Here is a 21,698-nt window from a genome sequence, read left to right as displayed (position 1 = left end):
AGGAAAGTGATCCAGTCAAAACGCATCGTGGACTGTTGCCGCGAGGTCGCAGGGCCGATAAAGCCGAACCAGTTTTCCGCTAACCAGCGGTATTAGTCCCCTAATGGCTTGGGAATTAAAGACCAGATGATTTCGTTCTTTCGCAGATTCTTTCAATCGAAAATCGGCCTCGGCCTGACCTTGGCGTTCCTGGTGCTGATCGCATTCGCGTTTGCGAGCGGCGATGTGGCCAATAACAACACGTTTGGCGGCGTTGCTGGCAATGACCGGATCGCCGTGGTTGGCGATGACCGGATCGACAGCTCAGAAGTTAACCAATTGGCCAATTCGGCGCTGCGCCAAGTGCGCGAGCAAAGCCCGACCACGACGATGCCAATGTTCATCGAGCAAGGCGGCCTTGAAGAGGTGCTGGAGCAGCTTATCGATCGTTATGCGATTGCGGGATACGCCGAGAAATATGGCCTGCGCGCGGGCACGAACCTGGTGAACAGCGAAATTCTGCAGATCCCGGCATTTCGCGGGGCGACCGGTGAATTTGACGAGGCGGTCTATCAAAACGCGCTGCGCTCGCAGAACTTGACCGATGCGGTTTTGCGCCGTGATCTGGCCGATGGCCTGCTCGCCCAGCAAATGCTGGTGCCGTCGCTCGGCGCACCGCAGGTGCCCAGCAGCATTGCTCGCCGTTACACCGCTCTGCTGCGGGAACGCCGCAAGGGCACGATCGCGCTGATCCCGAGCACATCCTTCGCTCCGGAAGCCGATCCAACCGACGCGCAAATCAGCGCATTCTTTGAAGAAAACCGCACGCGTTATATCCAGCCAGAGCGGCGGACCATTCGCTATGCGACCTTTAGCGAGGCGGATATCAACACCCGTGTTGAGCCGACCGCCGCAGAGATCGCGGCCCGTTATGAACGCGATGCCGATCAATATGCCGCAGTTGAAACGCGCAATATCAGCTCTTTCTTCGTGCCAACGCAGGATGCCGCGAATGCGATTCGCGATGCGGTCCGCTCTGGCACGTCGCTAGAGGCCGCTGCGCAAAATGCCGGTTTCTCAGTCTCTTCCAGTGAAGGTCAGACCGAGGATTCGCTTGCCTCTGTCACCAGCAGCGCGGTTGCCACGGCAGTGTTCGCGACGCCGCGCGGTCAATTGGCCGAGCCTGCGCGCAGCTCGCTCGGTTGGTATATCGCCCGCGTCGATAACGTGATCAGCACGCTCGGCTCGAAGTCTTGCCGACGCAACGCCAGAGATCACAGAGCGCCTGACGGTGGAAAAACGCGCCGCCGCTTTGTCTGATTTCAGCGCACGCATCGAAGAGCAGGTGGATGAAGGCATTTCGCTGTCCAATGTGGCGGAGGAATTTGGCCTGACCTTGCAGACCACCCCTGCCCTCACCGCCGATGGCCGGGTGTTCGAGAGCGCAGAAGGCGCAACCGCTCCGCCAGAGCTTCAGGCTGCGCTCGGTGCCGCTTTCGAAATGGAAGAAGGCGAGCCGCAATTGGCCGAGGTTGTTCGCGGCCAGGTGTTCATTGTGTTTGAAGTGCCAGAAGTGACTGAAAGCTCGGTCGCGGCGCTCGCTGACATTCGCCAGCGGGTCGAGTTCGATTGGCGTTTGTTCGAGGGACACAGCGCGGCGCAAGCGGCAGCTGACCGCATTCTTGAGCGGATGCGCGGCGAAGGCACTTTGGTCGAAGCGGTCAATGCGGAAGAGACCAGCCTGCCGCCAATCCAGACGATTGATCTGGGACGTACCGAATTGCTGCAACAGCAGCAGCGCCCCGCCCCGCCGCTCGCTTTGCTGTTCAGCATGGCGGAAGGCACGACGAAGCGGCTCGAGGGCGCGAATCGTCTGGGCTGGTTCGTGGTCGATCTGGACGAGATCAGCACCGACGAAGTCGCGGATGATGATCCCTTGCTGCAAGCGACGCTTACTCAGCTGGGCCCGGCGATCTCCAACGAATATGCCGAGCAATTGACCGCAGCGATGCGCGAAGAGCTGGGCGTGGACCGCAATGAAGACGCGATCGAGGCGGTGCGCAAGCAGCTCGCCGCAGCGAAACCTAAGCGCGCCGCCATTGCTGTGAGTGGTGCCCCTGAAAATGCGAGGCCCGCGGCCGAACTGCTGCGGGCGGGAAAGCCTGCCTTGGTCTGGCGCCGGATTGTCGCGGATAGCGATACGCCGGTGGGCGCTGCCCAGCGCCTGATAGAGCCGGGGCGCGGCGACTTTCTGCTTGAATCGGTGGAAGGCGGCGAGATTCGCGGGCGCTACAGTCTGCTGGGTCTCGATCCTGATCTAGTGTTTCGCGGCGAAGGCAAGACGGCGGCGATCAACCCGGCATGGCGCAGCGACCGCGAGGCTTTTGAGCCTTGCAACCGCGATGCGATGACGGAGCTGCGCGCGCTGGCGCAGGCCTGCCGCATTGATGTGCCAGAGGAATTGCCGCCTGCACTCGCCTGTCTGGTCGGTTATTTCGGCTATGAAACGATTGGTCTGGTCGAGAGCTTGCCGCGTGCTCCGGACAGCGAGCTTGAACTACCCGACATGCTGTTTGTACGTCCGACCATAATTCTGGTGTTCGACGGGCTGACTGATGAACTTTTCTGCATCGCGCCAATTTGGCAGGCGGGAGAGGTTGATAGCGCCATTACCCGCGCTGGGGAGCGGATTGACGAGACGCTTAGCAAGCTCTCGCAGCGCCGCCCTGCGCCCGTTCGCATGAATGAACCCGCTGAGCCTGAGCTGTCACCGGTGATGGACGCGTCAGATTACAAGGCCATGGTCGCCCGCGCGAAGGACTACATCACCGCAGGCGATATCTTCCAGGTTGTGCTCGCTCAGCGCTTCACCTGCCCGTTTGAGCTGCCCCCTCTGGAACTGTACCGCGCGCTGCGCCGGGTGAACCCCTCGCCGTTCCTCTATTTCCTCGACCTGCCGGGCTTTGCCATTGTCGGCTCCAGCCCAGAAATCCTCGTGCGGGTGCGCGATGATGCGAGCGGCAAGAAAGAGGTCACCATTCGCCCCATCGCTGGCACCAGGCCGCGCGGCAGGGATGCGGCCGAGGACAAGGCGAATGAGGCCAGCCTGCTGGTTGATCCGAAAGAACTGGCAGAGCATCTCATGCTGCTTGACCTGGGGCGCAATGATGTGGGCCGAGTGGCCGCGCGCGGCAGCGTGGAGGTGACGGACAGCTTCACGATCGAGCGCTACAGCCATGTCATGCACATTGTCAGCAATGTGATTGGCGAGCTGGCGGAAGATAAAGACGCGCTCGATGCGCTGTTCGCGGGCTTTCCAGCGGGCACGGTGTCCGGCGCGCCCAAGATCCGGGCGTGCGAGATCATCGCTGAGCTGGAGCCGGAAACACGCGGTGCCTATGCCGGGGCGGTGGGCTATTTCGCGCCCGATGGATCGGTGGATTCGTGCATTGTCTTGCGCACGGCCGTGGTGAAGGATGGAATGATGCATGTGCAGGCTGGCGCCGGGATCGTCGCCGATAGCGATCCAGACTATGAGCTCGCGGAATGCGGCGCGAAAGCGGGCGCGTTGATCGCGGCTGCGCGCGAAGCCGTGCGGGTCGCGGGCGAGCCGGGGTTTGGCCAATGAAGCGCTTGCCCATCATCCTCGCCGCGATGTTTGCGCTCGCCGCTTGTCAGGAGCAGCCCGCTGGCGAACCTGTCACCAGAGCCGCGATTGGCGATCATTCCGATATGCCCGCACCCGAAGTGGTGGAAGTGGCCGAAGAAGATGTGCCTGAGGCGGAAGAAACCCCAGCCCTCGCCTCTGTCTGCAAGTCCGCCACCTTCGAAGGCGTGCGCTTAACTCACTGCGTCGCCGACCCGGCCAAGCACCGCATTCGCACCGCGCTCGGCCCCAGCGGCGGCGCGGCCTACGGTTCGCTGAGCGCCTTTGCCCGCAGCATTGATCACAGCACCGTCGCCTTTGCGGTGAACGGCGGCATGTATGGCGATAACGGCCAGCCCATCGGCTATTACGTGCAAGGCGGCGACCGGATCAAAGAGCTGAACCGCTCCGATGGCTCAGGCAATTTCCACCTGAAGCCCAATGGCGTGTTCTATGGCACCGGCGGTTCATGGCGCATCCGCACCTCTGACAGCTTCTTTTCCAACGTCCGCGACCGCCCACAATTCGGGACGCAATCCGGCCCGATGCTGGTGATCGGCGGAAAGCTGCACCCGGAAATCGCGGAAAATGGCCCAAGCCGGGCGATCCGCAACGGGGTTGGGATTGATAAGGACGGCAAGGCACATTTTGTGCGCTCAGAGGCGCCGCTCAGCTTTGGCCAGCTCGCCCGGTTTTACCGTGACGAGCTGAATGTGCCCGATGCGCTTTACCTCGATGGTCAGGTCTCATCGCTGTGGGATCCGGCAAGCGAGCGGCTCGACAGCCGCACCGGGCTTGGCCCGATCATCGCTGTTACCAATCGCTGATCCGGGGACGCACACATGATACTCGTCATCGACAATTACGACAGCTTCACCTTCAACCTGGTCCATTACCTCATGGAGCTGGGCGCGGATGTCCGGGTGGAGCGCAATGACGCGATGAGCGCGCGTGAAGCGATCGCTACAAATGCCAGCGGCTTTCTGATCTCGCCCGGCCCGCGCACCCCGGATGAGGCGGGGATCAGCCTCGATCTGGTCGCGGCCTGCGCGGATGCGGAAAAGCCCCTGCTCGGCGTGTGCCTTGGCCACCAAAGCATCGGCCAGTATTTCGGCGGCAAAGTGGTGCGCGGCGGTTTGATGCACGGCAAAACCTCTCCCGTAACCCACGATGGCACCGGCGTGTTCGCTGGCCTGCCCTCGCCCTTCAACGCCACACGCTATCACAGCCTGGTCGTCGAGCAGGAACCCACTGGCCTGATCGCCAACGCCCACAGCGAGACACCCGGCCTTGACGGCGCAGCGGTGATGGGTTTTCGCCATGAAAGCCTGCCGATCCACGGCGTTCAATTTCACCCTGAAAGCATTGCGACCGAGCATGGCCATGACTTGCTCGCCAATTTCATGACGCTTTGCGGATTGCCAACGAAGGAGCTCGCATGAAAACTCTACCGCTAGCCGTCCCGCATATGGGCGAGGCCGAGGCAGAAGAGGTGTTTGGCTGGATCCTCGATGGCGAAGCAAGCGACGAAGAAATTGCGCGTTTTCTGCTTGCGATGACCGAGCGCAGTGAGACAGCGGAAGAAATCGCTGGAGCCGCCCGGGCATTGAGGGCGCGCCTCGTCCCGGTCGCGGGGCCGGACAATGCCATCGATGTATGCGGCACAGGCGGTGATGGCCACCATACGCTTAACGTCTCAACCGCTGTGGGCTTGATTGTCGCCTCCTGCGGCGTGCCCGTGGCGCGCCACGGCAATCGTGCGATCTCGTCCAAAGCAGGCGTGGCCGATACGTTGGAAGTGCTCGGCCTCGATATGAAGGTGGCGGGCGAAACGGCTGAAAAAACCCTTGCTGAAATCGGCATCTGCTTTCTGTTTGCGCCCAATCATCATCCGGCGATGGGACGCATCCAACCGATCCGCAAAAAACTGGGCCGCAGAACGATCTTCAACCTCATGGGGCCGCTATCCAACCCCGTCGGCGTCAAACGCCAGTTGATCGGCATTGCGCGTCCCGGCTACGTGCCGATCTATGGCGACGCGACCGCGCGGCTCGGCACGGAACGCACCTTGATCGTGTCCGGCGATGAAGGACTCGATGAATTGAGCCTCGCCGGCGGCAATGAAATCGCTGACGTGACGGGGAATGATTTTAGCATGAAGCGCGTCGATGCCAGCGCAGCAGGGCTAGACCACGCACCGCTGGAAGCGATCCGTGGCGGCGACCCCCAGCACAATGCGAAGGCGCTTGCCGCGCTGCTCGACGGCGAAAAAAGCGCGTATCGCGATACGGTGATGTTTAATACGGCGGCGGCATTGATTGTGGCTGGCAAGACCGACGATTGGGGCATTGGCGCCGAAATGGCGGCAGAGGCGCTGGACAGCGGAAAGGCCAAACAATTGCTTGCCCGTTGGATCGAATTGGCGAAATAGGCCCGGCATCATGAACAAACTTGAAGAAATCTGCGCCACCAAGCGCCGCGAAGTCGATGCGCGCAAGGCCTCCATTTCGCTTGCTGATCTAGAGAGCCGGGCGAGCGAACAAAGCCCGGTGCGCGGGTTTGAGTGGGAGCTGCGCCAAGCGAGCACATCCGGCTTTGGCTTGATCGCCGAAGTCAAAAAGGCCTCGCCCTCCAAAGGGATCATCCGCGAGGATTTTCGCCCGGCGGATCATGCGCGCGATTATGAGGCTGGCGGGGCGACTTGCCTGTCAGTGCTCACGGATAAGCCCTATTTTCAAGGGCATGAGGATTTTCTGATTGAAGCGCGCGCCGCCTGCAACCTGCCGGTTCTGCGCAAGGATTTCATGGTCGATCCATGGCAATGCGTGGAATCTCGGTCGATTGGGGCGGATGCGATCCTGATAATTGTCGCCGCTTTGGAAACCAGCGCGATGAAGGAAATCGAGGCGGCTGCGCGCGAGCATGATATGGATGTGCTGGTCGAAGTGCACGATGAGGCAGAGATGGAACGCGCGCATTCGCTCAAGTCGCTTTTGGTCGGAGTGAATAATCGTGACCTCAAGACCTTCACCACTGATCTTGCTTCGACCGAGCGGCTTGCTCCGCTCGCCCCTGAAGGCGCTTTGATCGTCGGCGAAAGTGGGATCAACAGCCACGAAGATTGTACCCGGCTCGCGCGGGCGGGCGTGCGCAATTTCCTGGTCGGGGAAAGCCTGATGCGCGCAGATGATGTGGCGGCGGCGACGCGGACATTGCTGAACGGCTAGGCGGCCAGTTGTGCAGGGTCTGTCCTACATTCCGCAAAGCTGGCAGAAGATGGATATGGCTTTTTCGACCAAGTGCAGATCCACCCGCACCCTCCACCCTTCCACCCGGATTGTACGCCGGAGTGATCATCCGGGTGGAAGGGTGGAGGGTGCGGGTGGCGCGGCTCAATCTTTTCAATCGATAAATCCGATCAATACCCGCGTCTGCGATCGATTGGTTTTAAACCCCTGTACTGTGTTCCATGTGTTCCAAGCGTGCTCTACACGCGATGAAGCGAAGGGAGCCAAGCGTTGAGCAAACTCACCCATCTCGGCGAAGACGGCGCAGCCCGCATGGTCGACATTGGCGGTAAGGCCGCAAGCGAGCGTGTCGCGATTGCCTCTGGCCGGATCGCGATGACGGCAGAGACGCTGGCCGCCGTGCGCGATGGCAATGCGCCCAAAGGCGATGTGCTGGGGACCGCGCGGATCGCCGGGATCATGGCAGCCAAGCGCACAGGCGAGCTGATCCCGCTGTGCCATCCGCTCGCGCTCGACGCGGTGGAGCTCGACTTCACCTTCGAACAGGACGCGATCCGGGCAACCGCCCGCGCCTCGCTGACCGGCAAGACGGGCGTTGAGATGGAGGCGATGGTCGCGGTGTCGACCGCGCTGCTCACGATCTACGACATGGCCAAGGCGGTCGATAAGGGCATGGTGATCGGCGAAGTCCGCCTGATCGAGAAGCGCGGGGGCAAGAGCGGGCATTGGAAGGCCGACCTTTGAGCGCTCTGCTAACCCTGGAAGACGCGCAGGCGCGGCTGCTGGAGCTCGCGCCAGAGATGGCGACATGCGAGCTGCCCGCTGAGGAAGCGCTGGGGCGTTACCTAGCGACGGACCTCACCGCACGGCGCACGCAGCCGCCCGCCGATCTGTCAGCGATGGATGGCTATGCGATTGCCGGTAATGGCCCGTGGAAGCGCGTGGGAGAGAGCCGAGCAGGCACGCCGTTCGCAGGCGCATTGTCCAGCGGCGAATGCGTACGGATATCGACCGGAGCGCATATGCCAGATGGCGTGGACCGCGTGCTGATCCAGGAGAATGCGCATGTGGACGGCGCACTGGTGACCGCCCGCGATACGCCGCTGCGGCGGGAAAGCACGTGCGGATGCGCGGCTTCGACTTTGCTGAAAGCGATACGGTCCTCACCGCTGGCACCCGCATCGGGCCAGGGCAACTCGCGCTCGCGCTATCGGCGGGCCACGGACGGCTCAGTGTGCGAGCGGCTCCGCGCGTTACTGTGCTCGACAGCGGGGACGAACTGGCCGCAGACCCAGAGCAATGCGGCGCGGACCAAATCCCGGCAAGCAACGGCGCGATGATCGCCAGCATGCTGCGCCCGCTCGGGTGCGATGTGGCGCGCATCGGCCCCGTGCCAGACGATCACAGCGCCTTGGCGAGCGCGTTGACCAAGGCGGAGGATGCGGACATTCTCATCACCTCCGGCGGCGCATCGGTGGGCGATCATGACCTGATCCAGCCTGCGCTCGAGGCATGGGGCGCTGAAATCGCGTTCTGGAAGGTCGCGATCAAACCCGGCAAGCCGCTGATGGTAGCGACGCGGGAGCGCGCGCGTGGCACGCGGCAAGTGATCCTAGGTCTGCCGGGCAATCCTGTCTCGAGCTTCGTGACGTGCTTCCTGTTCGCTCTGCCGCTGGTGCGAGCGGCGATGGGGGCTGCGACTCCCCTGCCCACAGCTTTGACATTGCCTCTGGCGGAGGGCCTGCCAGCGATTGGCAAGCGGCGCGAGTTCCTGCGCGCTGTTCACGATGGTCGCACGGTGCGCCGCGCAGGCTCTCAGGACTCCAGCGCGCTCGCGGCATTGGCTGCGGCGAACTGCCTGATCGTGCGGCGCGAGGGCGCGGATGCGGCGAGCGCTGGAGAGCTCGTTACCGCATTAACCCTCGAGAATGGCGGTATTGCGTGAGTTGCCGACTTGACTCGGTGAATGAAGTTTCCTAATTGTTCCGCATTCGTTCACGTTATTGGTGCGCGAAATGGTCCCTCGCCACCCTAACCGGCGCTGGGGCGATCGACCTGTTTTAGGGAGACTATCGTAATGCTGACGGCAAAGCAGCACGAATTGATCCGCTTTATCCAAGAGCGGCTTGAAGAGACGGGAATTTCACCCTCTTTTGAAGAAATGAAGGAAGCGCTCGACCTTAAGAGCAAGTCGGGTGTGCACCGACTGATTTCGGCTTTGGAGGAACGCGGCTTCATCCGGCGACTGCCCAATCGGGCCCGCGCGCTGGAGGTGATCAAACAGCCTGAGGATGCAACGCCTGCTCCGCGCGCTGCGGCGGCGGTGGCCAATGATGTGGTCTCTCGGGCGACATCCATGCCCAGCGCGAATGACACCAGCCCAGAGCCCGCAAATGACGTGATCGAGGTGCCATTGCATGGTCGGATTGCGGCGGGCGCTCCAATTGAGGCGCTTGAGGGCCAAAGCAGCCTTCCCGTGCCGGCGGCATTGCTGGGACCGGGCGAGCATTACGCGCTTGAGGTGTCTGGCGATTCGATGATTGAGGCCGGCATCTTCGACGGTGACTTTGCGCTGGTTAAGCGCACGGACTCGGCGCGCGATGGCGAGATCGTCGTGGCCTTGGTGCGGGGCGAGGAAGCAACGCTTAAGTACCTCCACCGCGACAGCGGGACTGTGCGACTTGATCCGGCCAATGCGTCCTATGACGCGCAGGTCTATCAACCGGGTGAAGTCCAGGTTCAGGGCAAGCTCGCAGGCCTCCTGCGGCGCTACCATTGATTGTGATGTGAATAGGTCGCGCGGGGTGGCTGACTTAATCGTCGGCTTTCCCGCGCCACCACCCATGCTGGCCTTGAGAGCTGGCGACGCTGGTAATCCGCTCCGATGACAGATCGAGCGCCAGCCCTCCGTGCTCTTGCAGGAACCCGCGATCGGCTTTGAGCCATTTGGGTTTGCAAGACCACGGCAGGTAACGGTCAGCCACGACGATGTCGGCTCTCGCGCAAGCGGCGGCGAGCGCGCGTTCCTCGATCAGCTCTCGGTTTCTCGCCATCAGTATGGTCCAGTCGCGGCCTCCGCGCTCAATCTGGAGAAGGCAGAACTCGGTAGAACACCGTGCGCCGGGCCATTCCGCCATCGGAATGGGATCAGCAGAAACGCTGGCGAGTTCGAGCAGGTTGTCTCTTGCATAGGAAGAACGCGAATTGCGCAGCGACAACAACGTGTCATCCATCGTCACACCAACATGGCGACCATCGCGCCCGATCAGCACATCAGGAATTGGCGTCACCATCAGCATGATCGAAGCCGCAGCAACGGGCGCAAACCCCAGCAATCGCGCGCGCCCATTCCACAGCGCAAGCCACAGCGCGCCGATGACAAACAGCGCGATGGTGAGCCTGCCCATCTGCGGCATTAGCTTGACCGAACCGGGCTGGCTCGATGTCCAATGCGCAATCGCAAGCAATAGCTCGAGCGACCGCTCAACCAGCCACCAAGCGGGCGCGCCAAGGCCGATCAGATCGAGGAACAACGCAAATGCGATAAGCGGCATGGAGATGAAGGTGACAAGCGGGATCGCGATGACATTGGCAAATGCACCGTAAACCCCTGCCCTGTGGAAATGGAACAAGACAATCGGCATCAACGCGATCTCGATCACCAGGCCGGTGATGAACAGCATGATCACCCGCCTGCCGACATGCCTCAGCCATGTCTCCTCCCGAGCGGCGAGGAATGCGCGCACGGGCCCAGAGCTCGACAGCGCCACAATCGCGATGACTGCGGAAAAGCTCATTTGAAAGCTCGGTCCAACCACCGATTCCGGCCAAAGCAGCATCACGAAAATTGCCGCCATCGCCACCATTCGGAGCGACAACGCATCGCGCCCCATCGCGAGCGCAATCAGCACCAGCATCGCCGCGACGCAGCTGCGCACGGTCGGAACCTCTGCCCCCGTCAGCAGCGTGTAGCCGACCCCTGCCAATGCCCCCGCCCCCGCGGCTAGGATTGGCAGACGCACACGCAGCGCCACCGCCGGAAAGAGAGCCAGCAACTTCAAGGTCACCAAATAGGCCGCCGCGATCACCGCGCTCACATGCAACCCGCTGATTGAGAGCAAGTGAGTTAGGCCCGCATCGCGCATCGCGATTTCGTCGGCCTCTGCAATCCCGCCCCTATCGCCGCTCGCGAAAGCCGCCGCGATTGTCCCTGCTGAACCGTCCACCCGCTCGCGAACGTGGGCCGACAGCACGCGCTGAATCTTTGGGATAGCGCCCGTGTCACGCCCACCCTCCATGAGCTCGATCTCACCCACCAAGCTGCCAGTGGCGGCTAACCCTTGAAACCAGGCGGCGCGGGCGAAATCATAGGAACCCGGCAACATCGGCGAGGCAGGCGGCATCAAGCGCGCACGCAGGCGCACCACCGATCCCTCGCTCAAACCGTCGACCACCTTGTCTTGTGGTACATTGATGCGGATCTTGCGGCTCTCGCCATTCTCCGCGTCTCGCATGGCCAGAACCAATCGGATCTCGCTCGCGTGACGGTTGATCCTCACGTTCGAGAACAAACCCCTGCACGCGCTCAACAATCGGGCGATCAATCGGCTCTGCGCCGATCAATTCTGAACGCATCCAGATGGTCGCGATCCCGGCGGCAAACACCAGCCCGACGGTGATCATCGTCTGCCTAAGCAAGACGCGGTTCTCGACCCCGCGCCAAATTGCGGCGCCTGCAATGGCAAGGAGCAACCCTACCCCGATCCCGGCCGCCCATTGCAGCGGTGAGTTAAGCGCGAACCATGATAGAATACCGCCTGCAAACAGCACAGCGATCCACGGTGCGCGGTCGAAACCGGACTGAGCCAAAAAATCTTCAATTTTGGAGGCTATGCCGGGGCCAATGCTGGACCCGATACTGGACAAAGCCGGGGCCTTGCGCCAATGGCGCTGCACTGCAACATCACTGGCGGCGGGGCTTTCACCAGCCCCGCCGCCAATCGGCACATTTGGCGCCCCCTCTTGGCCCATGTCCAACTTGAAAAGGAATTCACAGGCTATGGCAAGCGAAAGCGCAAAAGCGATTGTTACCCGCTTTGCCCCCTCGCCCACGGGCTTTTTGCATATTGGCGGCGCGCGCACGGCCTTGTTCAACTGGCTTTATGCCCGTCATCACGGCGGCAAGGCTCTGCTGCGCATCGAGGATACCGACCGTAAGCGGTCCACTCAGGAGGCGATTGATGCGATAATCGACGGGCTTGATTGGCTCGGTCTCGACTATGACGATGCCCCGGTTTTCCAATCTGAGCGCGCGGATCGCCATGCAGAAGTGGCGCATAAGCTGCTGGATGCGGGCTATGCCTACAAGTGCTTTGCCACGCCGGAAGAGCTTGAGGCCATGCGCGCGGAGCAGCGCGAGAAGAAGCTGCCCATGCGCTATGACGGGCGCTGGCGCGACCGCGATCCATCCGAAGCGCCAGCGGGTGCGCCTTATGTTGTTCGGCTGAAGACCCCGCAATCGGGCGAGGCGACCATTGCTGATGAGGTGCAAGGGTCGGTATCGGTCAAGAACGAAGAGCTCGACGATTATATCATCCTGCGTGCTGATGGCACGCCGACCTATATGCTGGCCGTTGTCGTTGACGATCACGACATGGGCGTGACCCATGTGATCCGCGGTGATGACCATCTCAACAACGCCTTTCGCCAACTGCCGATCTATCACGCGATGGACAAAGTCGAAGGCGATTGGCCCGAGCCGACATATGCCCACATCCCCCTAATCCATGGGGCGGACGGCGCAAAATTGTCCAAACGCCACGGCTCGCTGGGCGTAGAGGCCTACCGCGATGAGATGGGCATAATGTCCGACGCTTTGTTCAATTATCTGCTCCGGCTTGGCTGGGCGCATGGCGACCACGAAGAGATCACGCGCGAAGAAGCGATTGAGCTGTTTGACCTGAGCGGTGTTGGCAAAGGCCCGTCGCGTTTTGACCTGAAGAAGCTGGAAAGCCTCAATGGTCACTACATTCGCGAGGCGGATGACACGATGCTGGCGAAACTCGCCATGGGCCGGATCGAAAGCGGCGCGAATCTGGAGCTTTTGACCAAAGCTATGCCAGTGCTGAAAGTGCGCGCGAAGAACATTGATGAACTGGCTGAAGGGGCTGGCTTTTTGTTTGCGCAGCGGCCACTGGAGATGACCGAAAAGGCGGCAAAATCGCTCGACGAGGATGGCCGGGCTCGGCTTTCGCTGGTTGTGCAAGCATTATCGCAGGAAAAGCACTGGACAAGTGAGGCCCTCGAAGCCACTACGAAGGCACTCGCTGAAGCCCACGAGCTGGGCTTTGGCAAGCTCGCGCAGCCTATGCGTGCAGCTCTCACCGGAACGATGAATTCGCCCGGTATTTTCGATGTTCTGGTCCTATTGGGACGGGAAGAAGCTTTGGCGCGCTTGGACGCGCAAGCCGGCTGAGGCTGAGCGCGAGTGAAACCGCGCTTGGACACAGCAGGTAGAATTTGAGGAGACAGGTTTTGGCAGACAAACAGGCAAAGCTCGAGCTGGGGGGCGAAACCTACGATTTCCCCGTGCTCGAAGGCAGCACCGGACCCGATGTAATCGACATCCGCAAGCTGTATGGCCAAACGGGCGCGTTCACGTTTGATCCTGGCTATAAGTCAACGGCGAGCTGTGAAAGCGCGCTGACCTATATCGACGGGAACGAAGGCGTGCTGCTGCACCGCGGCTATCCGATTGGCCAGCTGGCCGAACATTCCAGCTTTATGGAAGTCTCCTATCTCCTGCTCAATGGCGAGCTGCCCAATGCCGCTGAGATGGAAGACTTCAATTATACGATCACGCGGCACACGATGCTGCATGATCAGCTGCGCCAGTTCATCCAGGGTTTCCGCCGTGATGCGCACCCTATGGCGATTATGTGCGGCGTGGTTGGCGCTCTGTCTGCGTTCTATCACGACAGCACCGACATCTCTGATCCAGAGCACCGCACGATCAGCTCTCACCGCTTGATCGCGAAAATGCCGACGATTGCAGCGATGGCATACAAATATGCCGTCGGTCAGCCTTTCATGCAGCCGAAGAATGACCTCAGCTACACGGGGAATTTCCTGCGCATGACTTTCGGTGTTCCTGCCGAAGAGTACGAAGTGCACCCAGCCATCGAAAAAGCGATGGACCGCATCTTCATCCTGCATGCCGATCACGAGCAAAACGCCTCGACCTCAACCGTGCGTCTGGCCGGTTCTTCCGGCGCAAATCCATTCGCCTGTATCGCAGCGGGCATTGCCTGCCTGTGGGGCCCGGCACATGGCGGCGCCAACGAAGCAGCGCTCAACATGCTGCAGGAAATCGGCTCGCCTGACCGCATCCCGCACTACATTGAGCGCGCGAAGGACAAGAATGATCCGTTCCGTCTGATGGGCTTTGGCCACCGGGTTTATAAGAACTACGATCCGCGTGCCACCGTTATGCAGCAGACCTTGCGTGAAGTGTTTGAAGCGCTGAACGTCACAGACCCTGTGTTTGAGACCGCTCTGCAGCTTGAAGAGCTTGCGCTAAACGACGATTATTTCAAGGAAAAGAAGCTATTCCCGAATGTGGACTTCTATTCCGGGATCATCCTGTCATCGATCGGTTTCCCGACCACCATGTTCACCGCTCTCTTCGCGCTTGCGCGCACCGTGGGCTGGGTCGCACAGTGGAACGAAATGATCTCCGATCCAGGCCAGGTCATCGGCCGTCCGCGCCAGCTTTACACTGGCCCGACGACCCGCGACTACGTGCCGCTGGACAAACGCTAAGCAAGATAAGGGAGCGCGGCACCAATGGGACGCACTATCGCAAGACTGGTGCTCCAAGTGTTTTGTGCCGCGCTCGTTTTCTCAGGCGGAATGTGGGCTTTGCAGGGCGCGGGCGTGCTCGACTGGCCCGAAAACAGCTTCATGCTCGCAAAGCGCGAATGGGCGCTTTACGGTCTCATCACATTGCTGATTGGTGCGCTGCTGCTGTGGGCGGCTGAGCGTATTCGCAGATAACGGCCCGCCGCGCGTGAGCGGGCGCTCCTTACTTCTTTTTGGGTAGGCTCAGCGTGAAGCGCGCGCCCTCGCCCGCTTCGCTCTCCAGCGTCAAATCGCCATCCATCGCCAGGGCCAAGCGCCGCGAAATGTAGAGCCCGAGCCCGGAACCACCATCATTTTCCCGGCCAAGCCGTTCAAACTTATCGAAAATCCGTGTGGTTTGCGCCGCTGCGACCCCGGGGCCTTGATCGGCCACGGTCACACTGGCGTGCTCTGCCTCACCCTCGCCATCATCGACGCTGACGGTGATCGTGCTGCTGTCGGGGGAGTAGATGATTGCATTGCCGATCAGGTTGATCAGCACCTGAAGCACCCGGCGAAATTCACCGATTGCGATTACTTTGGAGCCTTCGTCCGGCAAATCGAGGGTGATGTTACGCGCCTGTGCCCGCACACCCAATATGCCCGCTGCGCGCCGGGCCGCATCGACCAGGTCGACCTTCTCGCGTGCGGCCTTGAACTCATCGCTTTCCACCACGTGCAGGTCGGCAAGATCCTCTAGCATCGCGTTGAGATGCTTGCCCGCCGAGGCGACATTACCGGCGTATTCGGCATATTCATCGCGCAAGGGACCAGCGAGTTTGGACCTGATGGTCTCCGCATTGGCGATGACGCGGGCAATCGGCTGACGCAAAGCAGGTGTCAGCGCGCTGCCGATCAGCTCCATATGCGCATCTTCGCGGGTTTTTCCGTTGCCGGAGCCGACAATTTCGGTGACCAGCGGCTCGTCAGAGGTCAGCAGCAGCTCAAAGCCGCGCGGCGCCTCCGCTGCCGGGCCAAGCGGGATCAGGCGTGCACGCCAATGGCGCTGAGACCCGGGAACGGTGCAGGCTGCGCCGTCCAGCAGGCGCCAGTGCAGTGGTTGATGATGAGCGACGCCTTCCAGCGCGATGTAATCCGTCCAGTTCTTGCCTGGATCACGGCTGACCGCATCCTCAAGCTCGATAGCATCGCTCGCCGCCGCGCTCAGCAATTGGACATTCTGTTTGCGATCAAGGCGCGCGGTGATCTCCGCGGTGGCGCGGTCTATGGCATCAAGCCGTTTAGCAAGCTTTGCCTCGCTGTCGGGCCGCGCCTCGCGCCGGTGCCAGTTTTCGATCAGGATCTCGCATCCGCCGCCAGCATCCCCGGCGAGAGGGTGGATGCGGACAAAGCCGGAAACCATGTCTTCCCCGTCAAAGGCGGCGAATTCGCGTGCGAGCCGCAGACCAAAGGTTCGGCCTTGGCGCACCAGTTCCAACAGCTCAGGAACGGCCAGAACACCCGGCAAAGCGCCGCCGCAGCGGGCGTGCAGGTCCGCCAGCGGCTCATCAGCCGACAGCAACCGATCTTGATCATCGGTCAGGCCCCGCGCGGCCAGCAAGGTGTCGCTGCTGCTCATCGTCCGATTAGGTCGTTCCGCTCATCACCGCGCTCGTATCGGCGCGCATTGCCCCGTGTCCTAGCAGGCTTTGCGCGCGATCGGGGAGCAAATCGTCAAAACCGCCGGGCAATTGTTGATCAGGGTGAAGCAGAGCAAACTGGCGTTCAATCTCGCGTTCAATCATTCCCGCCGCGCGCAGACCCAGCGCGAGGCGGGCGGATTGGCGTTCATGACAGGAGAGGACAGCCAATTCGCGAGCCTGCCGTGTCAGCGCGCCCAAAGCGGTGGCAAACAGGGCAAATCCCGCATGTTCCAGCTCAAGCGATGCCCTCGCCCCGCCCCGCATGGCCGAAACGAGACGCGAAAGCAGGCCGACACGCGTCGCGCCCTCGTCATAAGCTGCCTTCAATTGATCTGTCCCAGCGCGTGTCGCGGCGATTTCAGCCTCGTTCGCTGTGTTCTCAGGCGCTTGAGCCCAATTGTGCAGCAGGCTCTGAAACAGCTCTGCGGGCAGCTCTGTGAGAGGCAAATGCATACGCTTTTGATATTGCACAAAGCGCGATTGCGCAGCCATTGCCGCCATGGCCAGCTCAGCGACATCGCTGTTCTCGGATGCGATCAGTTCTTGCATCAGGGGCGTAAGAACCTGATCGAGCGCGGTTTTACGCTCCAACCGTTCGGCCAAATGGCCTTCCATTGCCGCTGCATAGCAATGGCTCAAAATCGCGCTGTCGCTGGCGAGCGCAGCGGCCAAGCGATCGGCCTCATTAGAGCCGAAATCGGGTGATTTGGATCCGAGCAATTGGCTCGCCATATGGCTCAGCATGCCGCGCAATTTCGCAACGATCGCCTCGCTGACCAATGAGCCGCCAGAACCGGAAAGCATATGCGCAAGAACGGGCGCGACCCCGCTCAATGCGGTGTCACCACGCGCCAATTCATCCCTCAGGATGGTTTCGATCGCGGTGTGCGCGGATCTTTCCATCGTGGCTTTGCCCCCGTTGCACGCCTCTCAGCACGCATTGTTACTCGCGCGTCGTTTCAGCTTTCTGAAGACGCAGCAAAGCATGCGCTAAAGCGCCTAGCGCAAGAACGGCAATCCCCTCTGTCAGCTGTCCGAAAATGGCACATGTCCCCAGCAACGCCAGTTGCAGTGTTCGCTCGCCCCAAAAGGCGCGCCAAGGGGCGGTTTCAGTGGCGGATGCGAGGTGAAGAAGGCCGACCATTAGCAGCGGCAAAACGAGCGTCGGATTGGCGCTTTCCATCCCATGAACCATGCCAAGCGTCAGTGCAAACGCGATAAGAATATCACGCAAGCCATTCATAAACTGAGATTGCTTTGCGTCCTCTGCATATCCGTAGAGCGCCGATTTGAGCCGGGTGCCCGCGTCAGAGAATGCCAGCGCCGAGGCCCCGAATGCCCCGGCGAACAACCCTCCAACCGAATAGTTGAGCCAAGATGCGCCAACCATGGTGACCATGCTCACGAGCCCGATCGTGGCGGAAATGGCCGGGCCGCGCTCCAATCCCGCCGGTGCAGTTTTTGCAGCAAGCAAAGCCGCCGCCGCCTGCGATGGACCGGACCACGGAGTGCTCTGGGCGCTGCGTTCAATGAGAGCAATCTGGCGTTTCTCCAGCGCTCCGGCATCCGTCGCCAGCAGCAATCCGCCACCGCTCAGGCTTTCTGCATCCACGGAAACGCCTTTCTCACCCGCTTGCAGCGCCAATCGCAACAGCAGTGACATAGTATCGCCATCGCCGGGCAGATCGGCCAGCTTTTCCGCCAATCGCCCGCGCAGAATGGCGAGCCCCGCCCAGGCGCGCTCTGCGTCGATGCGTTCGAAGTCACCCGAATGCTCTTGGGCTAGGCTGCTGGTGGCGGGAATGGTCGCGACCACTCGGCCTTGCTGGTTAAGCGATGCGGCAAGCTCTGGCTCCATCACCAGGCCGTCAAGCATCATCACCAGGTCCTGATCCGCCGTAATCAGGCCAACGAGCTGCAATGGGCCCTTAATCGCGTGGAATTGCACGCCAGCGGTCTCCGCTTCGTGCTGGATGTCGAGTATTTCAGGTCCGGCTGCTTCGCATAGGCAGATCACCCGCTCGCACCCCAGCGCGCGTGCAAGGTCGAATTGCCATGCCAGCACACTGCGTCCGGCAAGCGGCAAGAACGTGCGAATTTCGCCCGTCTCTGTGCGTTTCAGCGCGGCTAATAAGGCGGTGCGCACGGCCAATTCCCTCCGAATGCATCGGGGTAAGGCCAACAGACGCGCTATGCCAAGCGGCGGCGCGGCGCTTTTACCGATAATCTTTTAGCGTTTGGGTCCGGAAACCTGCGCCAACACGTCCTCAATCGCTCGGATTGCGGCGGGTTCGCCGGGCGCGCTGGCCAGTGCGTCTTCGGCTGCGTTCAGCAGTTCTTCGGCATGAAAGCTGGCGGCGAGGCCTTTGAGGCGCATGGCCGCAACGTGCCAATTGCCATCGCAGCGCGAGCGTTTGAGCAGGTCTAGCTGCTTATGGGCGCTTTCAATCAGAGCTGCGCGCAGCTCTTGCCGCAAAGCCGGATCATCTCCGGCTGCGGCCGCTAGTGTTGCATCAAGAGCACCATTTTCATACGCCATATGCCTCGCTTTATCGTGTGAGAGTTAATGCGGGGTTTATCCTTTGTGGTTGTGTGGTATTTAACCATACATGTCTGGCGAACCACATATCCGGGCCGTAGGGTCCGAAGCCGCGCAGGATGCGCCCAACCAACCCATCGATGGCGAGGAGCTGGAGACCAGCTTTGAGGCCGAGGATGAGGCTGAATTGTCCGATGACTACAGCGATGAATATCTGCTGGAGGAAGAGGAATACGCCCCGCCCCGCCCGCGATTTGGCTGGGTGGTGCCGACCCTGGCGATTGTGGGGATCGCGACATGGAGCGGATTTTATATCTGGGCCTTGCGCGGCGAACTTCTGAGCGTTTCGAGCACGCCGCAGCAATGGACCAAGTGGATTATCGACTGGTCGGTGCCGGTTCTGCTGATCGGCATTGCGTGGCTGGTCGCCATGCGCAATTCGAGCCGCGAGGCGCGCCGGTTTGCCGACACTGCGGCGATGCTTTCGGCTGAATCTGCCGAGCTTGAGACCCGCCTTGGCGTGGTCAATCGCGAGCTGAGTCTTGCACGCGAATTTTTGGGCAGTCAGTCTCGCGAGCTGGATCTCGCTGGGCCGAATTGCCAGTGAACGTATATCTACGCACGCCGATGAGCTGCAAACGCTGATCAAGAAGAATGGTAAGCAAGTCGACCGCATTGGTGAAGCGAGCGACACCGCGCTGGCGAATATGAGCCGTCTGCGCGATGATTTGCCGGTCATTGCAACCTCAGCGCGCGATGTTTCCAACCAGGTTGGGAATGCCGGGCGCACGGCGAGTGACCAGCTGGAGAAGCTGATCGCCGGATTTGAGCGCCTCAATGACTTTGGCAAGGCCAGCGAGCAGCAAGTCAAAGCCCTCAGCGGCAAGGTCGACGAGACTTTGGCTGGGTTCGAGGCGCAAATGGCGCAAATCGAAGAGCAGACCGCCGCGCGTTTTGCTGCCCTCAATGAAAAGACCGATGCCTATCGCACCGAGCTCGACAATCGCGAAGTGGGCGCGCTTGCGGCCATGCGTCAGCGTGCGGATCACCTGCGCGAAGGCCTGTCTGAGCTAGACGGCGATTTTGCCGAGCAGGAAGAAAAGTCACTGACGACCCTCAAGGCGCGCATTGCGCTGCTGCGCGGTGAAGGCGAGGCTCTGGCGGCCAGCCTGCGCGAAGCAGAGGCAGAATCGCTCGATGCGCTGCGCAAATCTAAAGACCAGCTGCGTGATGAACTCACCGAGGTTGTCCAAAATCTTGAGGAGCTGGATGCCAAGGCCGCGCGCGGTGCGAGTGAACGCATCGCTGGACTGAACGCCGAGGCAAGCCGGTTTGAGCAAACCCTGGCTGAGCGTGATCTGTCCTTTGCCGAGAACATGGCTAAGCGTCAGGATGATTTTGATACCCGCGAGGCTCAAGCCACCGAAGTGCTGGCGCAGCGTTTGGCCGAGCTTGACGAGACCCTGTCTGAACGGCGCGAGGCGCAGATCGCAGAGACCGAGAAGCTGGTAAGCCATGGTCAGGATATGGCCGAGAAGCTGGACCAACTCAGCAGCCTGTTTGCCAACATCACTGAGCATGGCGACAACGCACGAGCCAGCGTTGACGCGGGACTTGCGACTTTGGGTGAGCAATTGGCGGGCAACCGCACAGAATTGGCCGAGACTGAGCAGCAGATCGCTTCGCTGACCGAAGGCGGTGTGCGCTTGCTCGAAATCATCCAATCGGGTGCGAAGCAGGCACGCGAAGACTTTGCGCAAGCGGTCGAAGCGACGTCTGAGCAGCTGTCCGATGTTGAAAAGCGCACTTTCATGCTGAGCAAGAGCATGGGTGAGACGACCCAGCACGGCGATGCCCTCGCCTGCCACCTGGAGACGGCTCAGGCGCATATCAGCGAAACCGACAGCTCGATTGAGGCGCTTCATATCAAGCTGGGCGAGCAAACCGAGGAAACAATCGCGAAACTCCAAGGGCTTCGCGGCGGATTGGCTAAACTCTCGGACGAGACCCATACCCTCTCCGGTGAGACGCAGGAGCAGCTGCGTGAGGCGATCATTTCACTCGAAGTGGCGACGCATTCTGCCTTTGCCACCATTGAAGACGGCGCGCGCGATCGGATCGGCGCGATGGCCGAGAATATGGGCGCCGAAGCGGTCACGACACTGGAGAATGCGCTTCGCAGCGAGAGCATGGAGGCGATTGCCCGCTTGGAAGAAACTGCGTCGCAGGCCTCTGGCGCCGGGCGCGAAGCGGCGGTGCAATTGCGCGATCAGCTGTCCAAGGTGAACGAGCTAACCGGCAATCTTGAGCAGCGCGTTACGCGCGCCCGCGAGCTGGCGGAAGAGCAGGCGAACAATGACTTCTCCCGCCGCATGGCCCTCATCACTGACAGCCTCAATTCCAATGCGATCGATATCACAACGGCGCTGTCGACCGATGTGACCGACACCGCTTGGGAGGCTTACCTTAAGGGTGATCGCGGCATATTCACTCGCCGCGCCGTGCGGATCATCGACAATGGCGAAGCGCGCGAGATCGCAGAGCTGTATCAGTCAGACGACGTGTTCCGGGGCAATGTCAGCCGCTACATCCACGACTTTGAGGCAATGCTGCGTTCGCTGCTATCTACCCGCGATGGCAACGCATTAGGCGTGACAGTGTTGGGCTCTGACATGGGTAAGCTCTATGTCTTGCTGGCTCAGGCGATTGAGCGGCTGCGCAACTGATCCATAGGGGATCGGTCT

Annotated in this window: 21 protein-coding genes; 15 read left to right on the top strand and 6 right to left on the bottom strand. The window is 61.1% G+C overall.

Annotated elements, in window-relative coordinates; genetic code table 11:
- The first annotated feature begins 126 nt into the window (after positions 1-126).
- The 10 genes from AC0V6U_RS05975 (at position 127) to lexA (ending at position 9,652) form a co-directional block, all read left to right on the top strand.
- Entirely contained in the window at positions 127-1,299 is a 1,173-nt protein-coding gene (locus AC0V6U_RS05975; protein WP_472645271.1) for a peptidylprolyl isomerase, read from the top strand.
- A gap of 784 nt (positions 1,300-2,083) precedes the next feature.
- Entirely contained in the window at positions 2,084-3,607 is a 1,524-nt protein-coding gene (trpE, locus tag AC0V6U_RS05970; protein WP_472645711.1) for an anthranilate synthase component I, read from the top strand.
- Positions 3,604-4,452 (top strand): phosphodiester glycosidase family protein, encoded by an 849-nt coding sequence (locus tag AC0V6U_RS05965; RefSeq protein ID WP_472645270.1) that lies wholly within the window; start codon positions 3,604-3,606, stop codon positions 4,450-4,452. The genes trpE and AC0V6U_RS05965 overlap by 4 nt, the downstream gene beginning before the upstream one ends.
- A 15-nt stretch (positions 4,453-4,467) precedes the next feature.
- Complete coding sequence (locus AC0V6U_RS05960; RefSeq protein WP_472645269.1) at positions 4,468-5,067, top strand: anthranilate synthase component II; 600 nt, start codon at positions 4,468-4,470, stop codon at positions 5,065-5,067.
- Positions 5,064-6,056 carry an anthranilate phosphoribosyltransferase gene (trpD, locus tag AC0V6U_RS05955; protein ID WP_472645268.1) on the top strand — a complete coding sequence of 331 codons (993 nt, stop codon included), beginning with the start codon at positions 5,064-5,066 and terminating at the stop codon, positions 6,054-6,056. Before AC0V6U_RS05960 ends, trpD begins: the two co-directional genes overlap by 4 nt.
- A gap of 10 nt (positions 6,057-6,066) precedes the next feature.
- Complete coding sequence (gene trpC, locus AC0V6U_RS05950; RefSeq protein WP_472645267.1) at positions 6,067-6,852, top strand: indole-3-glycerol phosphate synthase TrpC; 786 nt, start codon at positions 6,067-6,069, stop codon at positions 6,850-6,852.
- Between the two features lie 291 nt (positions 6,853-7,143).
- Positions 7,144-7,617, top strand: a complete 474-nt coding sequence (gene moaC, locus AC0V6U_RS05945; RefSeq protein WP_472645266.1) for a cyclic pyranopterin monophosphate synthase MoaC — start codon at positions 7,144-7,146, stop codon at positions 7,615-7,617.
- Positions 7,614-8,213, top strand: a complete 600-nt coding sequence (locus AC0V6U_RS05940) for a MoeA family protein (RefSeq protein WP_472645265.1) — start codon at positions 7,614-7,616, stop codon at positions 8,211-8,213. The genes moaC and AC0V6U_RS05940 overlap by 4 nt, the downstream gene beginning before the upstream one ends.
- Positions 8,108-8,818 carry a molybdopterin molybdotransferase MoeA gene (locus AC0V6U_RS05935; protein ID WP_472645264.1) on the top strand — a complete coding sequence of 237 codons (711 nt, stop codon included), beginning with the start codon at positions 8,108-8,110 and terminating at the stop codon, positions 8,816-8,818. Before AC0V6U_RS05940 ends, AC0V6U_RS05935 begins: the two co-directional genes overlap by 106 nt.
- Before the next feature lie 132 nt (positions 8,819-8,950).
- Positions 8,951-9,652, top strand: coding sequence for a transcriptional repressor LexA (lexA, locus tag AC0V6U_RS05930; protein WP_472645263.1), 702 nt, complete (start codon positions 8,951-8,953; stop codon positions 9,650-9,652).
- 34 nt (positions 9,653-9,686) lie between these two features.
- Here the strand turns inward: lexA and AC0V6U_RS05925 are convergent, their stop codons facing one another.
- Entirely contained in the window at positions 9,687-11,018 is a 1,332-nt protein-coding gene (locus AC0V6U_RS05925; RefSeq protein WP_472645710.1) for a ComEC/Rec2 family competence protein, read from the bottom strand.
- A 220-nt stretch (positions 11,019-11,238) separates the two neighbouring features.
- Positions 11,239-11,904 (bottom strand): hypothetical protein, encoded by a 666-nt coding sequence (locus tag AC0V6U_RS05920; RefSeq protein WP_472645262.1) that lies wholly within the window; start codon positions 11,902-11,904, stop codon positions 11,239-11,241.
- A gap of 28 nt (positions 11,905-11,932) precedes the next feature.
- Here AC0V6U_RS05920 and gltX point away from each other — a divergent pair, with 28 nt between their 5' ends.
- The 3 genes from gltX to AC0V6U_RS05905 are packed head-to-tail and all read left to right on the top strand — an operon-like array spanning position 11,933 to position 14,928.
- Positions 11,933-13,348, top strand: a complete 1,416-nt coding sequence (gltX, locus tag AC0V6U_RS05915; RefSeq protein ID WP_472645261.1) for a glutamate--tRNA ligase — start codon at positions 11,933-11,935, stop codon at positions 13,346-13,348.
- 59 nt (positions 13,349-13,407) lie between these two features.
- On the top strand, positions 13,408-14,694 hold the full coding sequence (locus AC0V6U_RS05910) for a citrate synthase (RefSeq protein ID WP_472645260.1): 1,287 nt from the start codon (positions 13,408-13,410) through the stop codon (positions 14,692-14,694).
- 24 nt (positions 14,695-14,718) lie between these two features.
- Entirely contained in the window at positions 14,719-14,928 is a 210-nt protein-coding gene (locus AC0V6U_RS05905; protein ID WP_472645259.1) for a hypothetical protein, read from the top strand.
- Positions 14,929-14,956: 28 nt separating this feature from the next.
- Here the strand turns inward: AC0V6U_RS05905 and AC0V6U_RS05900 are convergent, their stop codons facing one another.
- From AC0V6U_RS05900 to AC0V6U_RS05885, 4 genes are all read right to left on the bottom strand, one after another.
- A complete protein-coding gene (locus AC0V6U_RS05900) occupies positions 14,957-16,351 on the bottom strand; it encodes a sensor histidine kinase (RefSeq protein WP_472645258.1) in 1,395 nt (464 codons plus the stop codon).
- Positions 16,352-16,358: 7 nt separating this feature from the next.
- On the bottom strand, positions 16,359-17,318 hold the full coding sequence (locus tag AC0V6U_RS05895) for a hypothetical protein (protein WP_472645257.1): 960 nt from the start codon (positions 17,316-17,318) through the stop codon (positions 16,359-16,361).
- Between the two features lie 40 nt (positions 17,319-17,358).
- Entirely contained in the window at positions 17,359-18,561 is a 1,203-nt protein-coding gene (locus AC0V6U_RS05890) for a hypothetical protein (RefSeq protein WP_472645256.1), read from the bottom strand.
- 84 nt (positions 18,562-18,645) lie between these two features.
- The gene (locus AC0V6U_RS05885) at positions 18,646-18,954 is read right to left on the bottom strand and encodes an Hpt domain-containing protein (protein ID WP_472645255.1); all 309 of its coding nucleotides are present in this window, start codon (positions 18,952-18,954) and stop codon (positions 18,646-18,648) included.
- Positions 18,955-19,024: 70 nt separating this feature from the next.
- Here AC0V6U_RS05885 and AC0V6U_RS05880 point away from each other — a divergent pair, with 70 nt between their 5' ends.
- Positions 19,025-19,561, top strand: coding sequence for a hypothetical protein (locus tag AC0V6U_RS05880; RefSeq protein ID WP_472645254.1), 537 nt, complete (start codon positions 19,025-19,027; stop codon positions 19,559-19,561).
- Positions 19,497-21,680, top strand: a complete 2,184-nt coding sequence (locus AC0V6U_RS05875) for a coiled-coil domain-containing protein (RefSeq protein ID WP_472645253.1) — start codon at positions 19,497-19,499, stop codon at positions 21,678-21,680. The genes AC0V6U_RS05880 and AC0V6U_RS05875 overlap by 65 nt, the downstream gene beginning before the upstream one ends.
- Positions 21,681-21,698: the final 18 nt, after the last annotated feature.

The organism is Erythrobacter sp. W36 (assembly GCF_057364935.1).
Note: the sequence above shows the minus strand (reverse complement) of the source record. Positions and strands in the feature narration are given on the sequence as shown.